Origin of the sequence: Postechiella marina, assembly GCF_039538365.1 — a bacterium.
GTDB classification, from domain to species: Bacteria; Bacteroidota; Bacteroidia; order Flavobacteriales; family Flavobacteriaceae; genus Postechiella; species Postechiella marina.
The window spans coordinates 248,413-267,764 of record NZ_BAABCA010000004.1 but is presented as its reverse complement, the minus strand read 5'-3'; the positions used below and the strand labels follow the sequence as shown (position 1 = coordinate 267,764).

Annotated in this window: 13 protein-coding genes; 1 reads left to right on the top strand and 12 read right to left on the bottom strand. The window is 33.5% G+C overall.

The annotated features are described in order from the left end of the window. Positions 1-154: 154 nt before the first annotated feature. Together ABD715_RS10470 and ABD715_RS10465 are read right to left on the bottom strand one after the other, a co-directional pair. Positions 155-1,171, bottom strand: a complete 1,017-nt coding sequence (locus tag ABD715_RS10470; protein WP_344788165.1) for a GntR family transcriptional regulator — start codon at positions 1,169-1,171, stop codon at positions 155-157. 125 nt (positions 1,172-1,296) lie between these two features. Further along, complete coding sequence (locus ABD715_RS10465; RefSeq protein WP_344788164.1) at positions 1,297-2,613, bottom strand: Kelch repeat-containing protein; 1,317 nt, start codon at positions 2,611-2,613, stop codon at positions 1,297-1,299. Between the two features lie 194 nt (positions 2,614-2,807). Between ABD715_RS10465 and ABD715_RS10460 the strand changes: the two genes are divergently transcribed. Then, the gene (locus ABD715_RS10460) at positions 2,808-5,684 is read left to right on the top strand and encodes a DUF5060 domain-containing protein (RefSeq protein WP_344788163.1); all 2,877 of its coding nucleotides are present in this window, start codon (positions 2,808-2,810) and stop codon (positions 5,682-5,684) included. 116 nt (positions 5,685-5,800) lie between these two features. Here the strand turns inward: ABD715_RS10460 and ABD715_RS10455 are convergent, their stop codons facing one another. The 10 genes from ABD715_RS10455 to ABD715_RS10410 form a co-directional block, all read right to left on the bottom strand. Further along, positions 5,801-7,456 carry a glycoside hydrolase family protein gene (locus tag ABD715_RS10455; protein ID WP_344788162.1) on the bottom strand — a complete coding sequence of 552 codons (1,656 nt, stop codon included), beginning with the start codon at positions 7,454-7,456 and terminating at the stop codon, positions 5,801-5,803. A gap of 18 nt (positions 7,457-7,474) precedes the next feature. Next, a complete protein-coding gene (locus ABD715_RS10450) occupies positions 7,475-9,034 on the bottom strand; it encodes an alpha-L-fucosidase (RefSeq protein ID WP_344788161.1) in 1,560 nt (519 codons plus the stop codon). A 260-nt stretch (positions 9,035-9,294) separates the two neighbouring features. Next, on the bottom strand, positions 9,295-10,743 hold the full coding sequence (locus tag ABD715_RS10445; protein ID WP_344788159.1) for a sulfatase family protein: 1,449 nt from the start codon (positions 10,741-10,743) through the stop codon (positions 9,295-9,297). 8 nt (positions 10,744-10,751) lie between these two features. Beyond that, the gene (locus ABD715_RS10440; protein ID WP_344788158.1) at positions 10,752-11,570 is read right to left on the bottom strand and encodes a hypothetical protein; all 819 of its coding nucleotides are present in this window, start codon (positions 11,568-11,570) and stop codon (positions 10,752-10,754) included. 1 nt (position 11,571) lies between these two features. Beyond that, complete coding sequence (locus tag ABD715_RS10435; protein ID WP_344788157.1) at positions 11,572-12,849, bottom strand: glycoside hydrolase family 117 protein; 1,278 nt, start codon at positions 12,847-12,849, stop codon at positions 11,572-11,574. A 5-nt stretch (positions 12,850-12,854) separates the two neighbouring features. Further along, entirely contained in the window at positions 12,855-14,159 is a 1,305-nt protein-coding gene (locus tag ABD715_RS10430) for a glycoside hydrolase family 117 protein (protein ID WP_344788156.1), read from the bottom strand. Between the two features lie 12 nt (positions 14,160-14,171). After that, positions 14,172-15,413, bottom strand: a complete 1,242-nt coding sequence (locus tag ABD715_RS10425) for a family 16 glycosylhydrolase (protein ID WP_344788155.1) — start codon at positions 15,411-15,413, stop codon at positions 14,172-14,174. Continuing rightward, positions 15,404-17,122, bottom strand: a complete 1,719-nt coding sequence (locus ABD715_RS10420) for a glycoside hydrolase family 2 protein (RefSeq protein ID WP_344788153.1) — start codon at positions 17,120-17,122, stop codon at positions 15,404-15,406. Before ABD715_RS10420 ends, ABD715_RS10425 begins: the two co-directional genes overlap by 10 nt. Positions 17,123-17,127: 5 nt before the next feature. Next, positions 17,128-18,255 (bottom strand): glycoside hydrolase family protein, encoded by a 1,128-nt coding sequence (locus ABD715_RS10415; RefSeq protein WP_344788151.1) that lies wholly within the window; start codon positions 18,253-18,255, stop codon positions 17,128-17,130. Continuing rightward, positions 18,252-19,346: a glycoside hydrolase family protein gene (locus ABD715_RS10410; protein WP_344788150.1), complete on the bottom strand. Its 1,095-nt coding sequence runs from the start codon at positions 19,344-19,346 to the stop codon at positions 18,252-18,254. Before ABD715_RS10410 ends, ABD715_RS10415 begins: the two co-directional genes overlap by 4 nt. Between the last annotated feature and the right edge of the window lie 6 nt (positions 19,347-19,352).

Below are 19,352 nucleotides of genomic sequence, written 5' to 3'. Positions count from 1 at the left end.
GTTGTTTTTTGTAACCCGTGTTTTTATAGTAAAAGTATACTATGCTACACTATGCTACAATGCAAATATATAAAAAAAAGTGATATGTTTTAATAATTTGAAAAAAAAACACCTTAAAATTTGTTAGATATACAGAGAAGTATTATAAATACTGCTAAAGTGAGTTTCTTTGAATTAGCTCTGAAGTTGTAATTTTACTAATAGGATCTCTAAATTTAACGTAACGAGCAGCTTCTATGGCCATTTTTTTGAAATCTGTAGATATTGTAGTAATACCACCAAATAGAATTTCTTTTATTGCATTATCATTATGAGCTATAACACCAATATCTTTTCCTAGAGCAAATCTATTTGTTTTAGAGTCTCGTAAAACCTCCCATAAATAGCTGTCGTTTATAAAAAAGTATAATGTGTTTTTTTCTATACTTTCTTTTTTGTAACGTTTTACTACTTTACCATTAATATAGAATTCTGCAATAAATTTATTAAAAGCATTTAGTATGCCTATAGGGTAATCTTTATCGTCTCTGTAAAATAAAATAAATGTTTTATATTTTAAAATAGCTGGTAAAAGTTTTTTTAATTGTCTGTAAGTCGAGTTTTCAAATTCTTGAGATATATAAGAATAGGCAGGAGGCATTTTTAAATATCTATCTATAATTAAAAGCTTTTCTGAAGGAATTTCTTGTAGCATGTCACTTATTTCTGGAGCTTGAATAGGGGCAACCACATACATGCCATACCTACCAGAAGTTCTTTCAAGAATATCTTTAAATACATCTGTGTTATTATGATGGAAAAACACATTAATAATATATTTTTTTCCTAGTTCTTCTCTAAAAGTATTGTAAAAATCTTCTTGAAATGTTTGAAAAGAGTATAATAAAAGGCAAACTCTAAGTTTTGTTTTTGTGTTAACATCAGCAATAAAATACCCTTTAAAATTTTTAGACACTACAATACCACGCCCTTTTAAATCCTCGTAAGCCTTAACAATAGTTTTTCTAGCATAACCAATTTCTGCTACCATAACGTTAATAGATGGTAAACGGTCGCCTTGTTTAAGCTCTTTAGATTCAATTGTATTTAGAATACCATTAACGAGTTGTTCGTGTTTAGATAATGTATTTATATTTTTTAATTCAGAAATATTATCAAATAGGGCTTGCATACTTTGCTATTAAAGTCTTTGTAATTTAATGTTTAATTTTAAGTAGTACTAGGTTAAAACTAGAAAATAAGGGATAAATATATAGATTTATTATTGAGTTAAAATATTTACATCTACTTTATAAATTATTTAACACCAATTTTAGTTGTGGTTTTTAATTTACCATTATAATTAATAATAAGTGTTGCTTCACTATTACTATTTTGCCCTTTATGCTCAATATCTACAGTAATTTTGTCATTGCTATCTATTAGAATATAATTTATTTTAGAATTGATTTGAAATTGATCTTTATTATCTCCAGTTAATTCTATCGATGTAATAAAGCTACCCGTATTTCCGCCTTTATTCTTTATTGTGATCGTTTTTTTAGAATTAGGTTTTATAAAAACCTGTTTTGGTGCTATTAAAGTTGAGGCTATTAAAGCTTTTCCTTTAGGAGCATCTTCACTATAAACTTCCATATTATGTTGGCTACCACCACCTCGTATAGGCGATCCTGCAGCAATATAAATTCCCTTACCAGAAACAATAGCTTGTGTACCATGCCTTGGGTAGTGCATATCTTGTTTTGTAGCCCATGTTTTTGTTTTAGGACTGTACACCTCCAGAGTTTTATATGCTGGCCCCTTTTTTTCGCCTTCTCCACCCATAACATAAAGTTTATTTTTAAATACAGCAACTCCAGGAGCTGCTCTAGGTGTAGGTAGTGGCTTTTGTAATATAGACCAACTTTTGGTTTTAAAATTATATACATCAACAGTATCTATTAAGGGAGCAAAAACACCACCCTTACCACCAGAATGTCTTCCGCCAACAGCATATAGCTTATTATTAATTACCGCAGCGCTAAAATGATCGCGGGCTTGCGAAGCATTTTCTAGTACAGTCCATGTGTTTGTTTTAGGATTATATTCATCAAACCAATTTACATAACCTCCATAATGGCCTATAGTGTTGCCTCCAATTAAATAAAATTTATCATTATGTACCACTAATCCAGCGCCACCGCGTCTTCTGTCTTTTGGTATTTCTGGTCCTTGAATCCACGTTTTTGTTGGTGGGTAATACAACCAAACATAATCTGCAGGAATTTCTTTAGGAAATTTATTAGTTTTAAAACTACCAATTATCCAAACAAAACCTTTGTGTGCTGTTGCTTGAAAGTGATTAAACTGTTTAGGGGCTTTACCTCCCTGACTCCACGTATTGGTTTTATAATTATAAATATCCAGCCTTTGAGCTTTTTCTCGACCACCAAACATTATAAATTTATCTCCAGCCTGTACAAACGAGCATTCGTGCCTTGATTGATAATTTTCATCTTCATTTTTATCAATCCATATATCTGTTTGAGAAAATACAGAGTTTAAATTCAATACAAAAATTATTAATAAACTCAATGCTGGTGTTTTTGTAAAAATAAAAGTTCGATGGGTCATACAAATTTTGGTTCGTTTTTTATTAAAAAGCTTCTAGGCTTTATTTAACAATGTTAATTTAAGCTATTTTGATGCAACTAATGTTCAAATTTACTAAATAGATTAATAATTTAACTCTATTTTGTATACAAAACGCAAAATATTGTGTTTCTTTGTTTCAAATCAACAGTATCAACAACTAAATATTACAGAGTATGTTAAAAAGAAAGTACAAGCATTTAATGTTTTTGGGGCTATTTTTTCTCGGGTTGAGTCTTGTTTACGCTCAGGAATCTAATGTGTTAATAGATGGCGAATTAAAAAAATGGCATAAAGTAACATTATCTTTTGAAGGAGATAATTTAAGTGAAAGCGACGAAAATAATCCGTTTTTAAATTATAGACTTAATGTAATTTTTAAAAATAAACAAAAAACGTATGTAGTTCCTGGTTTTTATGCAGCCGATGGTAATGCAGCAGAGACTAGTGCAAAAAGTGGTAAAGTTTGGCAGGTAAGATTTACACCAGATGCTGTGGGCGAGTGGAGTTACGAAGTGTCGTTTAGAAAAGGTGAAAATATAGCGATTAGTAGTGCTATTAATGCAGGAGAACCTGTTGGTTTTAATGGTGCTAAAGGTAAATTTACCATTGCAGATTCAGATAAAGTAGGCTCTGCTTTTAGAACAAAGGGAAGATTAAAATATACAGGCGAACGTTATTTGAAATATGCAGATACTAACGAGGCATATATAAAAGGTGGAGCCGATAGTCCGGAAAGTTTTTTAGGATATTACGAGTTCGATCAAACGCCCGCTTCACATAAATATGAAGCCCATGCTAAAGACTGGAAACAAGGCAACCCAACATGGCAAAATGGTAAAGGGAAAAATATAATTGGAGCTTTAAATTATTTAGCTTCAGAAGATATGAATTCTGTTTACTTTTTAACTATGAGTGTACAAGGCGATGGTAAAGATGTTTGGCCATGGACAAGCATTAACGAGCGCTATCGTTTTGATTGTAGTAAACTAGACCAATGGGAAGTTGTTTTCGATCATATGGATAATTTAGGCTTAATGTTACACATTGTAACTCAAGAAACAGAAAACGAATTGTTGTTAGATATAGGAGAACTTGGTGTGCAACGTAAACTATATTATAGAGAGTTAATAGCCCGTTTTGCACATCATTTAGGTGTTACATGGAATTTAGGAGAAGAGAACGGACCTTTACATTGGACTCCTAAAGGGCAGTCTGATAAAGATAGAAAAGCTATGGCTAAGTATATTAAACAAAACGACCCATACCAAAACTACGTGTCTTTACACACACATGCTGTTACTAAAGCTCAAGATTTATATTTAACACCACTATTGGGTTACGAGTATCTAGATGGTCCATCAATGCAAACACATCACCCACACGATGTACACGATATTACCGTAAAATGGATAAACGAATCTAAAGCATTTGGGAAACAATGGGTTGTTACTCAAGATGAAATAGGGCCAGCAGGAACAGGAGCGAAGCCAGATGCAGACGATCCTGAACATAACGAAATTAGAGCAGATGTATTATGGGGTAATTTAATGGCTGGTGGAGCTGGTGTAGAATGGTATTTTGGATACAAATTTGAGCATAACGATTTAAAATGTGAAGATTGGAGATCTAGAGATATTTTATGGGATCAAACAAGATTTGCGATAAAATTCTTTAAAGATAATTTACCTTTTGAAACCATGACATCTAATGATGCATTAACCGATAATGTTCACGATTTTGTTTTAGCTAAAAAAGGAAAGGTTTATGCTGTGTATCTTCCAAAGGTAGAAGATACAAAACTAGATTTATCAGATAGTAAATCTAAATTTTCTATTCAATGGTATAACCCTAGAAAAGGAGGAGCATTGCAAAAAGGCAGCATTAAAACTATAAATGGAGGTAGCAAAGTATCTTTAGGAACACCGCCATCAAAAACAGGAGATTGGGTTGCTTTAGTAAAAAGTTTATCGAAAAAAACTGAGAAAGTGGCCTCTACAGCGATTACTTTAAAAGCTTTAAGAGATTTTGAGGTCGATAAAACATCGGATGCTACGTATTATGCAGAAGATAAAAGAGGAACTCTAGCTATAAACGCAGGTAATAAGAACCAACGCGATAAATTTGCTAGAGCAAAGAGTGTGTTTTTAGGCGAAACAGGCTATTATTCTGCGGTTTTAAACACCATAGCAGAGAACGATGGAGAATCTGTTTACACAGTTTATATTAATAACGAAAAATTAAAAACGGTTAAAAACCAGGAAGTTCCAGATTCATTTAAAAAAGTAGATTTAGCTCTTGGTAAAATTTATTTAAAAGCCAATGACACTTTAAAAATATCATCAAAAACAGCAACTAATGGAAAAATTCCAGAATATGACGAAACTGCATGGTCTAGAGGAAGATGGCATGCTATTAGCTTAACTCCTGTTGTATTTAATTTAGATAAACAACTTAAAAATGTTAAAGCTTTTGAAGAGAAAAACGGAATGTTACAGGTAGAAGCAGAAGCTTTTCATCATAATACAAATAACGAAAGTCCAAGGAAGTTTTACACACATTCTGATAAAATGGTTGTTCCTTTTACAGTAAAACCTAATAATCATACAAAAACAGCAAGTGGAAAATCCTATATCGAAGCCATGCCAGATACTAGAGTAACTCATGGCGATAAACTTATACAAGGAGAAAACTTTTTTCCTATTCCAGGTACAGGAGGTATAGTGTCTTATAAAGTAAAAATTAATACACCAGGAAAGTATTATGTATGGGTTAAAGCATATTCTAGTGGGCCAGAAGATAATGGCTTACATGTAGGGTTAAATGGTGAATGGCCAGAAAGCGGACAACGCATTCAGTTATGTCAAGGTAAACATAAATGGACTTGGTCTTCTGCACAGCGTGTCCCAGAAAACCATTGCGGTATACCAATGCATATTTATTTAAATATTAAAGAAGCAGGCGAGCATATTATTTCGTTCTCGATGCGAGAAGATGGATTTGAATTAGATCAATTTATTTTATCTAAAGACGCATCTTTTAAACCCGAATAGTAATTAGTTTATTATTATAGTTAATTAGTTAGAAGCCCATAATCTCATAATTTATGGGCTTCGTTGTATAACTATATTTTCAGATGTTTTAAATAAAATTTATAAGATTTAAATACTTACCTAATAATAACAAAACCTTCTAAAACATCGTCTTTTTGGTCTTTTTGTTTTATTGTAACCTTTACTTTTACAGGTGTTTCTCTGTCTGCAAACTTTTTACCATGTATGGTTAATGTTTGTTTTTTAAAAGGTTTTAAAGTGGTTACAGTGTCTTTTGCAAATTCTACCCATTTATCGTTTTTAAGGTAGTCTATGGTAAGTAGCGAAGGTTTAGAGCTAATTTGGCCAAAATTTTGTACCTCAATTTCTGTTTTTAAGTGTTTACCGTTTAAGGACAAAGTAGGAAACTTACTAGAAAGTGCTTGTTGGTTGTAATTTATTTCTGGTAAACGTGCATATCCAAAAAGTAGTTTGCCTTTTTTTGTTTTTCCTAGTAATTTACCTGCAAAGTTGTTATGGGTTAAACCATTGTTTTTACCATGAAAAATTAATATTAAATCGTTACCAGATTTTTCGGTTTTATAGATTTTAGAACCGCGACCAAAGTTAATTTCTTCTGACGCTCCAAATCTTAAAGATTTAATATTGATATTTTTATGCGGATTAAAATCTGCTTCTGCTTTTATTTTTACTCTAATAAAATCGGTGTTAGCGTTTATTCTCGATGTATTTAAAACAGTTAGTAACTTTCCTTTTTTTAAAGGTATTCCTATGTTTTTAGAACTATGATTATCACTGCCTTTATCTTGCTTTTTTATAGTGTCTGCCACAGCAAAATTAGCTTGATACGCTCTACCGTATTCATCTTGATAAATTTTCATACGCTCAAACTTATACCAATTTACTAGTGTTTTATCTTCGTATTTGGCTATGCCTGGTAAATAGGCTTCTCCAGTGTCTGTTTTCCAGTTAATACCATCTTTAGATCTTAGGTAGTATGCAATTCTGCCTAACCAATCGTTTACAATTAAATGATATTGAATATTTGTTTTCCAAACAACAGGGTCTTCATATCTGCCTTCATATGGCGGATACACAGTTTTAGTATTAACTTGATTAAAAGGAGGTAAACCTGTTTCGCTAAAAGATATTTCTCCACCTCTGCTAACCATTAAATAAGACCCATCTTCACGTTGTGCATAGGTGTTGTTTGTTAAATGATCGAAAACGGGACGATTACGTTGGTCATATTCAAATATTTTAAATTCCCAAGGGCCATTTAAGCTAGAAGAAAGGTAGTAACCATTATTAACAGATATTACATATTGACCATTTTTTAATTTATAAATTTCTGGATTATGCCCTTGTCCTATAGTTTCTACATACTTAAATGGTCCAATTAATTGGTTGGATTTGGCGTGTATAACTTCCGATCTAGGCCATTCCATATGTCCTTTTTCAGAATCTTCTCGCCACCTACATACAAACATATGGTATTTGCCATCGTTTCCTTTTTTAATATTTCCTCCCCAATACGACCAGTCTTTATGTTCTATACCGTTATCTGTATATCTGGGTTTTACTTCTTGTGCACCCCATGTATTACCGGTTAATTTACCAACCTTAGGAATAGGAGAGAAGCGATCTATAAAACGTCCTCCAAAAATTAAACCGTCCCACTCTTGGGGACGGTTTCTTTTAAGATCTTGAGCATTAATATTTAATGCAAAATTTGTAAATACTATTAAAAATAAAAACTTTAATATTTTCATTTTGATGTATTTTTATTATTAATCATTATGAGCTTCAACACCTCCACCAATATTGTTTTCGGTGTAGCCTTCTAAAGTAATTTTATAAGAATGAGCATAATCACTTGGTAATTTTTTTGGTGCTTGAATAACAAGACCTTTTTCGTTTCTTTCCCATTTAATAGACTCATCACTTCCTAATAATTCTATTTTTTCTATTTTAGAATTTAAAACGCCTAATTGAGTACTTAAAGATTTAATAACTGTTTCCCCTTCAGGTTTATCCATTACAATGGCATAAAACTCTTTATCAGATTTTTTAGTAAAACGAATATCTGTGTTTGTGTATTCAATTTTAATTTTTTCAACCTTATGACCGCCTTCAGGTAAACGAGTAGGTCCTTCACCAAAAATTGTCCAAGGTCTTGTACCGTAAATGGCGTCTCCATTTACATTTAACCAGGCACCCATATCTAATAATAAGTTTTCCATAACTTCAGGAATTGTTCCGTCTGGGTTAGGAGGAACGTTTAATAACATTAAACCATTTTTAGATACAATATCTACTAAAATATCAACTAAATCATTAGGTTTTTTAAATTTTGTATGTGGTCTGTAAAACCATGCTCCTGGCGATGTATCTGTTAACCAAGTTTTAGCTTTTGGTTGGTTTGGGCGTCCGCGTTCGTAATCTTTTATAGCAGCTGTATCTGGAAAAGTTGTTTCTTTATAGCAAACAACAACTTCTTTTCCCCATTCTATGCCTTTGTTATAGTAGTATGCTAAAAATTTCTGACGTGTTTCTTCTGTCATGTTTTCTAGCCACCAATCAAACCAAATTAAATCGGGTTGATAAACATCAATAAACTCGGTAATTTTAGCCCACCAATCTTTGTAAAATTGCTCGTCTGGAGTGTCAGAATCTACAGAGTGTGGGTTAGTGTATAAATCGTAATCTTTAGGGTTTATTCCCCCATGAGCGTGCGATGGTGCGAAGTATTTCCAAGTAAAAGCATGGTGAAACGACCCCATAAATTTTAATCCCTTGGCTTCAATTTCTTTTTTAAGTGCAGCAGAAGGATCTATTCCTCCATAGTTCATAGAATTCCAACGTGTTGCTTTACTATCCCACATAGCAAAATTATCGTGATGCATAGCTACTGGTCCTGCAAATTTGGCTCCAGATTTAGCAAATAAATCGGCCCATTTTTTTGCATCAAAACCAGAGGTTTCAAATTGCTCTATTATTTCTTTGTAACCATGTTTTTTAGGGTTGCCATATTTCTTTTTATGGTGAAGATAATTAGATGTAGGTTTTCCATTTTTTGTTTTAACTATTTTACCGTCTTCATACATTTTCATACCATGCCAACCAGCATAGTGTTTTCCTTTTTCTGTACCTTCGAAGGCAGACGACACAGGTCCCCAATGGGCGTAAATGCCAAATTTAGCATCTTTAAACCAATCTGGAGCTTCATTAACTTGGTTTATCGATTTCCAGTTAGGTTCAACCTTATTGGCGGTTTGAGCATTGCTAAAGGTTGTAAATAATAAAGCAAGAGTTAAAATGCTTAATGTTTGAAATTGGTGTAATTTCATGATTGGTTAGGTTTTGTTTTTTTATTTATTTTAATTGAATTTTACTCATAAATATGCAGAGAAAATCCATGTGCTAAATAAAGAAACATAGAAGCAAATTAAAGCGCTGTTTGTAGAAAAAGACATAACATATGTTCAAAATTATTGTATAAACGCCTGTAAACGTGCTTTTTTTTACATAATAAAAAAAGCACGTTTAAATTTAATTTGTTTTTAAAAAAATATCTTAATTTATATTAAACAGGCATATGCTCTTATTTTTAATTTGTTGATAAAAGATCTTTTTCCCATTTATTTAAAATTTCTTCGTTGGTAGGGTTACTTCCTAAGCCTTTTTTTACAAAACCTTTTGATGCAAACTTACTAGAACCTTGTTTTGCTTTTTTTATAATTTCGGGAGATTCTATAATCATGTTTTTTTCTATAAGGTTTAATTTAGAGTGCAACGCGTTAAATAATTTATTTTGAATTTCTTTATAGGTTTCTTTTTCTGTTAAATTATTAAATTCATTGGCATCATTTTTTAAATCGTACAATTCGAATTCTGGACGAGTTTTTGCCATGAATTGATTAAAAGGAGCTTCTAGTTTGCCTTGTTTATGCAAAACATTATAAAGCGTAAAAGCTGGATATTGTAATTTTTTATAAGAGGTTAATTGCATATACGGTAAATGTGGCATTCTGTTCCAAATTAATTTATATCTACCATCGGTAATAGATCTAATATCGTCTACAGCATCTCCACAGCGTTGGCGAAAGCCATAAACATAATTTTGTTTTTCACCATTTAATACATCTTTTCCATGCATGTATTCTGGAACTTTAATGTTTGCTAATTTTAGTGAGCTAGCAGTAACATCTACTAAGCTAATAAGGTCTTTTTTTATTGTTCCTGCATCACGGTTTTTGGGATAGCGTACAATTAATGGAATAGCTAAGCCTCCTTCGTACAACCATTGTTTATCTCTTAAGTGTGGGCGTCCATGATCTCCAAAAAGAATAACAACCGTGTTATCTGCTAAGCCTTCGTCTTCTAGCCTTTTTAAAATTTGACCAACTTGTTTATCTGCAGTTTGCACACTTTCTAAATATTTTGACCAATCTGCTCTAATTAATGGGTAATCTGGATAACATCCAGGTAGTTTTACCGTATCAGGATCTATTGGGTTTTCATTATCATTAACAAAAATACGATGAGGTTCATGAATTTGCACTTGTGCAAAAAATGGTTGGTCTTTATCGCGTTGGTTCCAGTCTGTACCATCAAAAAAGTTTTTACCTAAAAAGTTATAATCTTCCTTTCCCTTTTTGTTCATGGCATGAGCCCAACCATTGGAACAGAAATATCCTTTTTCTTTGAATAGTTCCATAATTGGAGGTATGCTATCTGGTAGTTTTTTCTTATCAATAGTTCTGTGATTTAGCACATTTATAGCACTTGGGTACATGCCCGTAATTTGAGAAGATCGACTTGATGAGCATACTGGCGCGTTCGAGTAAGCGTTTGTATATTTTACTCCTTGTTTAGCCAAATTATCGATGTGAGGCGTTTTAACATCTGGGTTGCCATAGCAAGAAAGTTCTCTTCCTAGGTCATCACAATTTATCCAAAGGATGTTTAAAGGTTGCTTTGCTGCACTTCGTTTTGAAGTTTCTTTACAGCCTATAAAAACAAATGATAGGCTTAGAATAAAAATTTTAAATTTCATTTTAAAAATTATTTATAAGGGTAATAATGAAAATAATCGACGTCGAACCAAGAGTCTTTATCAGATCCCTCTTTATGTCCAAAATATCCGTTTGAAATTATCCAATGCATATTTTGAAAGCAAGTAGCTTTCATTACATCTCTAGATTGCTCTTTGCCTGCAGGTACTTTTCTGCCAAGTTTTTGCCATTCTCCGTTAACAAATTCCCATGCTTGCATATAATTTGGCGTAAACTCTAAACCAACAGTTTCCCAATCTCCAAATTTGGTTTTTACATCGTGTTCTAGCATCACGCTAATTAACTCTTTATGCCTTTTGGTATTTAAATTTGGAGGCGCATCAATATCCCAACAATTTTGCTTACTCCAAGCATAATATTCTACCCAGTCTAACTCCATCCAGTCATTACCTTCTACAGGAGCATTTTTATGGTCTACGCCCATATTACCTCTATTTCCCCAAATAGCAGGATGTGTGTGCGATTTAGGTCCATTGGTCTCTATTCCTCTAATTCTAAATTTTGTAACGAAAAAACCAAAACGACAGTAGTTTAATCCTGAAATTCCGCCTCCTTTCTTATCCGATACATCGCACTGTATACTTAGATACGATTTATCTACAATGCTTACATATTTTTCGCTATCTCCAGTTAATCTATCAGGTCTTCTATACGTCCATTTTGTTTTGTCTAAATAACTGAAGTTATCTGATATATTCCAATCTATTTTGGTTTTATATAATTTGGCAACCTTTTTTGGAGGCAACTGCGAAAAGATATTTCCATGAAGAATTATTGCTCCAAATACCAGTAAAATGTTTTTAATCATTTTATAGCTCTTTTAGTTTCTTATTTTCTTCAGCAATCCTTTCGCGTTGTTTTTTATTCAACCCTTGGCTATAGTAAACATCTAAATTATGGCGAATCCCAGTTGTTTTCATTGCAGGGTCATCAACATCAAGACTTAAGTCACAATCAAAGCGAACCAGAATAGAGTGAGGGTTAATACCATATTTTCCTGCATTTACAAAATGAGACATACCCCAAGTTATACCACGACCATATTTAGTATCTGTAAATGCATCTGGTACAAAAGGGCCTGTAGCCACAGGCACTAATTCGCAAATCGAAGCAATTTCAAAGTTTAGCCAATCTTCGGCGTATTGTATCGTAAAATGCTCTGTTCCGTCTTTAGCTACAATGGCTCCTAAACCTTTTTTAAAAGGAAAAAGTGTTACCTCGTGCCCAGAACTTGTTAATGGGTTTAATGGGTGTTTTTTAAATGGCCCTAGCGGATTGTCTCCTGTTACTAAACCACCGCCAACCCAAACCGGGTTTGGTCTGTTAAAAGCCGATTTGTAATAAATATAAATTTTACCATTATGAACTAAAGGATATGGATCGTGAATAGCATATTGATCCCAAGCGCCTTCTGGTCCGTTTTCAATAACAACTTTTCCTGCTGGTGTCCATGGGCCATCTGGAGAATCGGCATACGATGCTGTTACCGGACAATAATCGCCTTTTAAACCACTTGCTTCCATAAAACCTTGGTAGTATAAGTAGTATTTGCCTTTCCATTTTAAAATATCTGTTGTTGTTACTGCACGCCAACCTACTTCTGGTTTTGGTGGTCTTGGTACTGCTACGCCTTGTTCTTTCCATGTAAATCCATCTTCACTTGTGGCGTACCAAATTTCAGATAAATCCCAATCTGTAGATGGAATGGTATCATTACTTTTTTCTGCATTTTTCGCACCAACAGGAATTACTGGAGTATCTCGTTTTGTATACCAAACATAATATTTTCCGTTTTCAAAAATAACTTTTGAAGGATCTCTACGAGATACCGTACCATCGTGGTTGTTATAATCAAAACCTTTTAATTCTGTATATTTAAAGTTGGTGTACAACTCATTATTTCTTGGATGGATGTTACTGTAATTATTAAAGCTCCTATCCATAGCAGCACTTAATGTTCTGTTTTTTGTGCTATCTGTAACCGTATACGGAAAAGGACCTTGTTCTTCAATTTTAGAAGATTCTACCTTGTGCTCTTTACACGAAACCAAGCTAGTTAATAGTAATATTAGATAAATTCTTTTCATAATGTTTATTTTTGTTTGGCACCACGACCTTCTGGATTTTTATTTATAGATCCTGTCCCTTGTGCAAAATAGACTTCTGGTTTATGCCAAACGCCTGTGTTTTTATAAGCAGGCTCATTATAATCTAAGCTTAAATCGCAATCAAAACGTGCAATAATGGAATAACCTTTTTTTGCTGTTCCTGCATTTATAAAATGAGATAATCCCCAGGTAAAACCTCTACCGTCTTTAGTGTCTGTAAAAGCATCGGCTACAAATGGTGCTGCTGCTGTTGGTACTAGTGAAACGCTAGATGCTAGTTTAAAATTAGCGCCATCTTCAGCATATTGGATTGTTTCACGTTCGTTACCATCTTTAATTGCTAAAGTGGCAATACCACCTTTGTAAGGCCAATATGTGGTTTCATGCCCCGATTGCATTACGGGATTTAAAGGATGTTTTGTGTAAGGTCCTAACGGGTTATCTGCTATTGCTAAACCATGACCAACAGCGTAATTAGTTCTGTTATCTGGCCATTTGTTATAGGCTGCTTTGTAATACACATAAATTTTTCCGTTGTGGACTATAGGTTGTGGATCGTGAGTTGCTTTATGGTCCCATTCGTTTTCTTTTCCAAACGGAATTACTTTATCTCCTCTATGTGTCCATGGTCCATTTGGAGAATCTGCAGATGATACTGAGACTGGACATAAATCGCCTCTTAATCCGCTAGGTTCATCAAAAGCTTGATAGTACAAGTAGTATTTTCCTTTCCAAACTAGTATATCTGGAGTGGCTACAGAACGCCATCCTGATTTTGGCTTTTCTGGTCTAGAAATGGCAACACCTTCCTCTTTCCAGGTTATACCGTCTTTACTAGTGGCATACCATATCTCGGCTAGATCCCAATCTGTAGAAGGGATTTTGTCGGTTGCTTCAGCAGCTCTATTCCAACCAATTGGAGGAACAATAGTATGGCGTTTTGTATACCAAACATAGTATGTGCCATTTACTAAAATAGGCCTGGAAGGGTCTCTACGAGACACCGTACCATCGCCTCCATTATAATCAAATCCTTTTAAGCGTGTGTATTTAAATTGTGAAAACAACTCGTTGTCTTGTACTCTTGGTGTTGGGTAATCGAACATACGTTCAGACGAAGCACTTAATGGAATGTTTGGTTTTTTTGCAGGTAATTTAAAAGGAAAAACACTTTCAGCTTGTTTTTCATTAACTTGTTCTACAGTTTGTTCTGTTTTAGTACAAGAAACTACCATGGTAATTAGTAATAACTTAATACCAATTTTTAAACTTGTTTTAAATTGTTTCATTTTTATTTGCAATTAATTAGCTTCATAATATTTCACGTAATCGACTTTCATACTTTTACCATCTAGATCGTCTCTAAGTGTACCGTGCCATTTTATAAGGGCTAAGCTTAAAAAAATGGGAGCTTCACTATGACAAAATTCATTTTTGGTTCTTCTTATTTCTTTTCCATCAAAATAGAATACCAATTCTTTTTCGGTCCATTCTAAACCGTAGGTGTGAAACTCTTTCGAAAAATCATAATTCTCTTTAGCGTCTAAGACAGAAATATCTCTCCAAATACCATCTTTTAAATATTGTACTTTATAATTTGCTATTAAGTTTCTCCAATTGTTGTTTTGATCTTTCCATCCATTTATAAATTGAATACAACCAACTTTTATAGGAGTACTCCAAGAAAACTCGACCCATTTTTCACCATCATTTTGTGTGCTCCAAGATGTTAAAGGGTTACCATCTATTAACCTAGATTCTGATGGTTTGTTTTTATAAGAACCGCTAGACGTTATTTTTACATGTTCTACTCTAACATAATTTACTATGCCAGGAATATCTGTATCGGCAGTATTAGACAGTGCTTCTGGATATTCACCCGATTCGTTTACACCATAAACTCTAAATTCGCCAAGGTTGAATTTTGAATCTTCATTAGAGACAAATCGTATTTTTTGAGTTTCTACAGGAAGTTCTAACTGAATAGAATAATCTGGCTTAGCACCAAAGTAAAACTGCTTGTTAAAACTAGGGTGTTTCTTTTTTCCGTTTGGTAGTTTTGTAAAGTCTGACCAATTGTGAATATTGGTACTAATTTCATTTGGATAATGTCCTTCGTTTATATCAATTTCAAATATTTTTCCTTCTTTAGGTGCTTTTATAGGTTTGGTCATTAACCAAAAAGAATTATTTGTAGCTTCTCCTCCAGCATATTTGTATCTGCATTCAAAATAACCATATTTAAACTTTTGCTTAGTCCAAATACTACCAGCTGTCCAATCTTGACCGCCTCGTTTTTCCTTATGAATATCTAAATGCAATTCACCATTTCTAACTACTGCATTTTCTCTCCACCTACTACAGTATAAGTTTTTACTAGGGTGGTTTGCAGAGATCCATTGTAGGTCTAGTTCTTTGTTTGAATAACTAAAATCGTCCTCCCACGTTAGTTTATATTTTGTCTCTATATTTTTTGGTAATTGAGCTGATATAAGTCCTGTTACCAAAAATAATAAAATACAGAGGTTTTTTATTATTGCCATTCGTTATATACTTCTTTAAGTTGATTGTAAGCTTCTTTTTTATTTCGTCTTTCATCTACAATTCCCCATTCTCTAAAACCAGACTCTGGAGTGCCTTTATAATTACTACGGTAATCGTTATAACTCCATATGGAAACACCTGTTACATAAGGAAATGCTTTTAGGTCTCTTAAAAAATTAACTAAATCATTTTTTAAAACAGCATTAGGTGCAGGACCAATTTGCCCTTGTCCTATTTCTGAAACAAAAATGGGTTTGTTAGGGAATCTTTTATGAACCTTTTCTATAATTTTTATCGCATGACCATAACTGTTTACGCATAAAAAATCTACTTTTTCGTAAGGTTCTTTTCCTATTTCTCCACCTTGATAAGATGTATTACTCACGTACGTTTTAAGTCTTGTTTTATCTAGAGACCCTGTATAATCTATCATTTCATTTACATAATTATACTGGTCTTTAGTAAGGTGTTGTTCTCCCCATTTAGGTTCTGTAGTTCTCAGTTCGTTACCAACGCTCCAAGCAACTACAGAAGGGTGATTAAAATCGCGTTCTATCATATCTTTCATCCACAGCTTGGTTTGTGGGTTATTAGGTATTGATTGGGGATCGTTTTCTCCCCAAACTGGAATTTCTTCAACTAATAAAAACCCAATACTATCGCATAGTTTCAATATGTTTTTAGATAATGGTGCATGCATTAATCTAGAAAAATTACATCCTAGATTGTATTTAATATCTAGCATATCTTGCTTTATTAAATGATATGGTTCTGTGTTACCATAAGCTGGATGGTCGTGTACACGATTAACACCATTCATTCTTACCGCTTCATTATTAAGAAAAAATTGCTCGCCTTTAACTTCAAATTTTCTAATACCAAATTTATCGGAAGCTGTATCAAGTTCTTCTTTATTTATAGAAATAGAACTCTTTAATTCGTATAGATTTGGTGTATTAAAGTGCCACAACTTAACATCTGAAAGTTCTTTTTCGAATTTGATAGTAGATATAGTTGTAGAATGACCTTTAACCAGAATACCTAAAGTATCGGAATGCACACCTTTAATTTTAGCATTTACTTTTAAAGAAGCTTCATTTTCTCCGTTGTTTTCAATTTTATATTTAATAGAGAAATTTACCTTGTTGGTTTCAAAATTGGGTTCTGAGGTGATATGTTGATACACGATTCTAACATCATTATTTGCTAAAAGGGATACATCTCTACTTATACCGCCCCAAGCCCACCAAGCGCCACGTTTATAAGTATTATCAGCCATAACAACAATCTTGTTTTCATTTTTAAAATCTACTTTATCTGTTATGTTAAAGTCAAAAGGGAGGTAGCCACCAACGTGTTCGCCTAACAAGTTTCCGTTTAACCAAACCTTAGCAGTTTCGTAAACAGCATCAAACTTTAGTCTTATTTGTTTGTTTTTCCAATTAGCAGGAGGTGTAAATGTTTTTTGATAATATCCTTTTCCTACATATTCAGAATAACGTTCTCTAGTATCCCAATTTCCTGGTACTTGAATAGTATCCCATTTAGAGAAATCTTCTGCAAGAACTTCCTTAGCATCAACTTCGTTAGACGCCAAAAATTGCCATGTACCATTTAATGGGAACTTATTACCTAAAATATACTCTTTTTCATTTTGGCAGTTCCAAAAAGAAAAAATAATGAATAGCAAGAAAAATATTCTTTTCATAACACTTAGTTTTTTGTTACTTTTAATGGTATTTGGATGTTAAAAGAGTGTCTAACTTTATTTACTAAAGTATCTGCAGCACACATTAAAGCTATGGCTTCGCCATTTTCTACAATAACTTGTGGGCGTTCTAAATGCGTAAATTGTTGTTTTCTGCCATTTTCCCATTGTACAATTCTTTCAGATATATTGTGATGCTTTGATGGTTTCCAATCTAATCCATCTTCAGAATCATATTGCACTAAAGAAAATACACGTTTTTTACCTTCGTGTTTTATGCGTTTTACAATAGCTCTATATTTTCCGTCTTGATGCCATATATAAGGATCTTCGGCAGGAAAACGTTCGCCTTTAATTTCGAAAGCTAATTTTTCTTGTTTTATAAAAGGACCAGTAGGGCTATCTGCAATAGCAACCATGTGTACAACAGGGCCTCCATTTGGCATTGGGAATTTTTTACCAACAGCTTTATAAACCATAAGTACTCTACCGTCTGTCATTTGGCATACAGATGGGTTGGAGGTCATTAAAGCATCGGGCGCATCATCGTTGTTATACGTAATGTCTAAAACTGGTTTGTCAAAACGTTTCCATGGTCCGTTGGGGCTATCGGCAACAGCAACACCAATACGTTGGTTGTTTCTGTGCATCCAATTAATTTTTGCTTTTCCTGGTACACTTACAATTTTTTTATCGCCAAAATTTCCCATGTAGTACAAGTAGTATTTTCCATTCATTTTATGAACAGTAGGGTTGTGGGTTGCAGATCCATCCCAAAAACCTTCTCCGCGTTCGTCTAGAGCTACATCTACATGTTTATAAGGTCCTAAAGGTGATTTTGAAACTGCATGTGCAACCTCGGAATAGTTAACCCATTCCCAACCAATATTTTTTGGCCAACGAGAATATAACATATGGTAAAGCCCGTCTTCTCCTTTAACTACAGAACCACCCCAAATGCTTAAAGAGTCGCCTCCCGAAAAAACAGATTTTGGAGATACTTTACCAAATTCTATTTTTAAATTTTCAATTTTTGAAGCATCAACATTTTTGCTTTCTAGTTGTTGCTTTTCTTTCTTTCCGCATGCATAAATTACAAGTGCTATGGATGCGATTAATGCTAATTTTTTCATTTTAAAGGTATTTGTACGTTAAAAGATTGTAATACGCCATTTTTATCTTTGATATCTGATGCACATAATAAGGCAATTGGCTTTCCGTTTTCTATGTATAGTTGAGGTCTTTCTAAATGATCGACTTTTTGAATTGTTCCATCTTCCCAGTGTATTTCTAGTTTGGATACTAAAGCGTTTTTAGATAAATTCCAATCGAAACCATCTTCAGACTCAAATAAAACCAAAGACTGTCCAGCATCTGTAAAAGCACCATGCATATCTTTTAATATGGCTCTGTACTTGCCTTTTTCGTACCAAATAAAAGGATCTTCGGCAGGGAAATCGTAACCTTTTGCTGTAAAAACAGGCTTGTCATGCTTTTTAAAAGGACCTGTTGGACTGTCTGAAGTGGCTACACAATGCACTACTGGACCTCCAAATTTTCCTTTCTTTTTCTTGCCAACAGCTTTGTATACCATTAAATAGCCTCCATCTGGTCTTTTGGTTATAGACGGATTGCTCGTCATTAAAGCATCTAAGGCTTGATTGTTATGAGATACATCTATTAACGGAGTGTTAAAACGTTTCCATGGGCCATTAGGATTATCGGCTACAGCTACGCCAATTCTTTGATTATTTCTATGCGATACATTTAATTTTATTTTACCCGGAGTTCCTGTTACCACACCATCTCCAGTGTTGCCCATGTAGTACAAGTAATATTTATTTTCAAATTTATGCACGGTTGGGTTATGGGTGCAAAGTCCATCCCATAAACTGGCGTCTCTAATCGCAAGCGCTACATCTTTATGCTCAAAAGGACCAAAAGGCGATTTTGAAACTGCGTGAGCAATTTCGGAATGTGTAACCCATGCCCATCCTAAATCTTTTTTCCATCTAGAATAATACATGTGGTATAAATTATCTTGTCCCTTTACAATAGATGCCCCCCAAATAGTTATGGAATCGTTTTCAAATTTAGATTTTAGGGCTGCTTTACCTAATTCTAACTTGTAATCGACCTCTTTTATTTCTGCTACATTTTTAGGTTGCTCTTTGCAAGAATTGAAAAAGAATAAAATAACTAATAGCGATGTTAAATATTTCATGATCGT

Coding starts and splice junctions, on each gene's coding strand:
- ABD715_RS10470 (WP_344788165.1), bottom strand. CDS start 1,171: ATGCAAGCCCTATTTGATAATATTTCTGAATTAAAAAATATAAATACA.
- ABD715_RS10465 (WP_344788164.1), bottom strand. CDS start 2,613: ATGACCCATCGAACTTTTATTTTTACAAAAACACCAGCATTGAGTTTA.
- ABD715_RS10460 (WP_344788163.1), top strand. CDS start 2,808: ATGTTAAAAAGAAAGTACAAGCATTTAATGTTTTTGGGGCTATTTTTT.
- ABD715_RS10455 (WP_344788162.1), bottom strand. CDS start 7,456: ATGAAAATATTAAAGTTTTTATTTTTAATAGTATTTACAAATTTTGCA.
- ABD715_RS10450 (WP_344788161.1), bottom strand. CDS start 9,034: ATGAAATTACACCAATTTCAAACATTAAGCATTTTAACTCTTGCTTTA.
- ABD715_RS10445 (WP_344788159.1), bottom strand. CDS start 10,743: ATGAAATTTAAAATTTTTATTCTAAGCCTATCATTTGTTTTTATAGGC.
- ABD715_RS10440 (WP_344788158.1), bottom strand. CDS start 11,570: ATGATTAAAAACATTTTACTGGTATTTGGAGCAATAATTCTTCATGGA.
- ABD715_RS10435 (WP_344788157.1), bottom strand. CDS start 12,849: ATGAAAAGAATTTATCTAATATTACTATTAACTAGCTTGGTTTCGTGT.
- ABD715_RS10430 (WP_344788156.1), bottom strand. CDS start 14,159: ATGAAACAATTTAAAACAAGTTTAAAAATTGGTATTAAGTTATTACTA.
- ABD715_RS10425 (WP_344788155.1), bottom strand. CDS start 15,413: ATGGCAATAATAAAAAACCTCTGTATTTTATTATTTTTGGTAACAGGA.
- ABD715_RS10420 (WP_344788153.1), bottom strand. CDS start 17,122: ATGAAAAGAATATTTTTCTTGCTATTCATTATTTTTTCTTTTTGGAAC.
- ABD715_RS10415 (WP_344788151.1), bottom strand. CDS start 18,255: ATGAAAAAATTAGCATTAATCGCATCCATAGCACTTGTAATTTATGCA.
- ABD715_RS10410 (WP_344788150.1), bottom strand. CDS start 19,346: ATGAAATATTTAACATCGCTATTAGTTATTTTATTCTTTTTCAATTCT.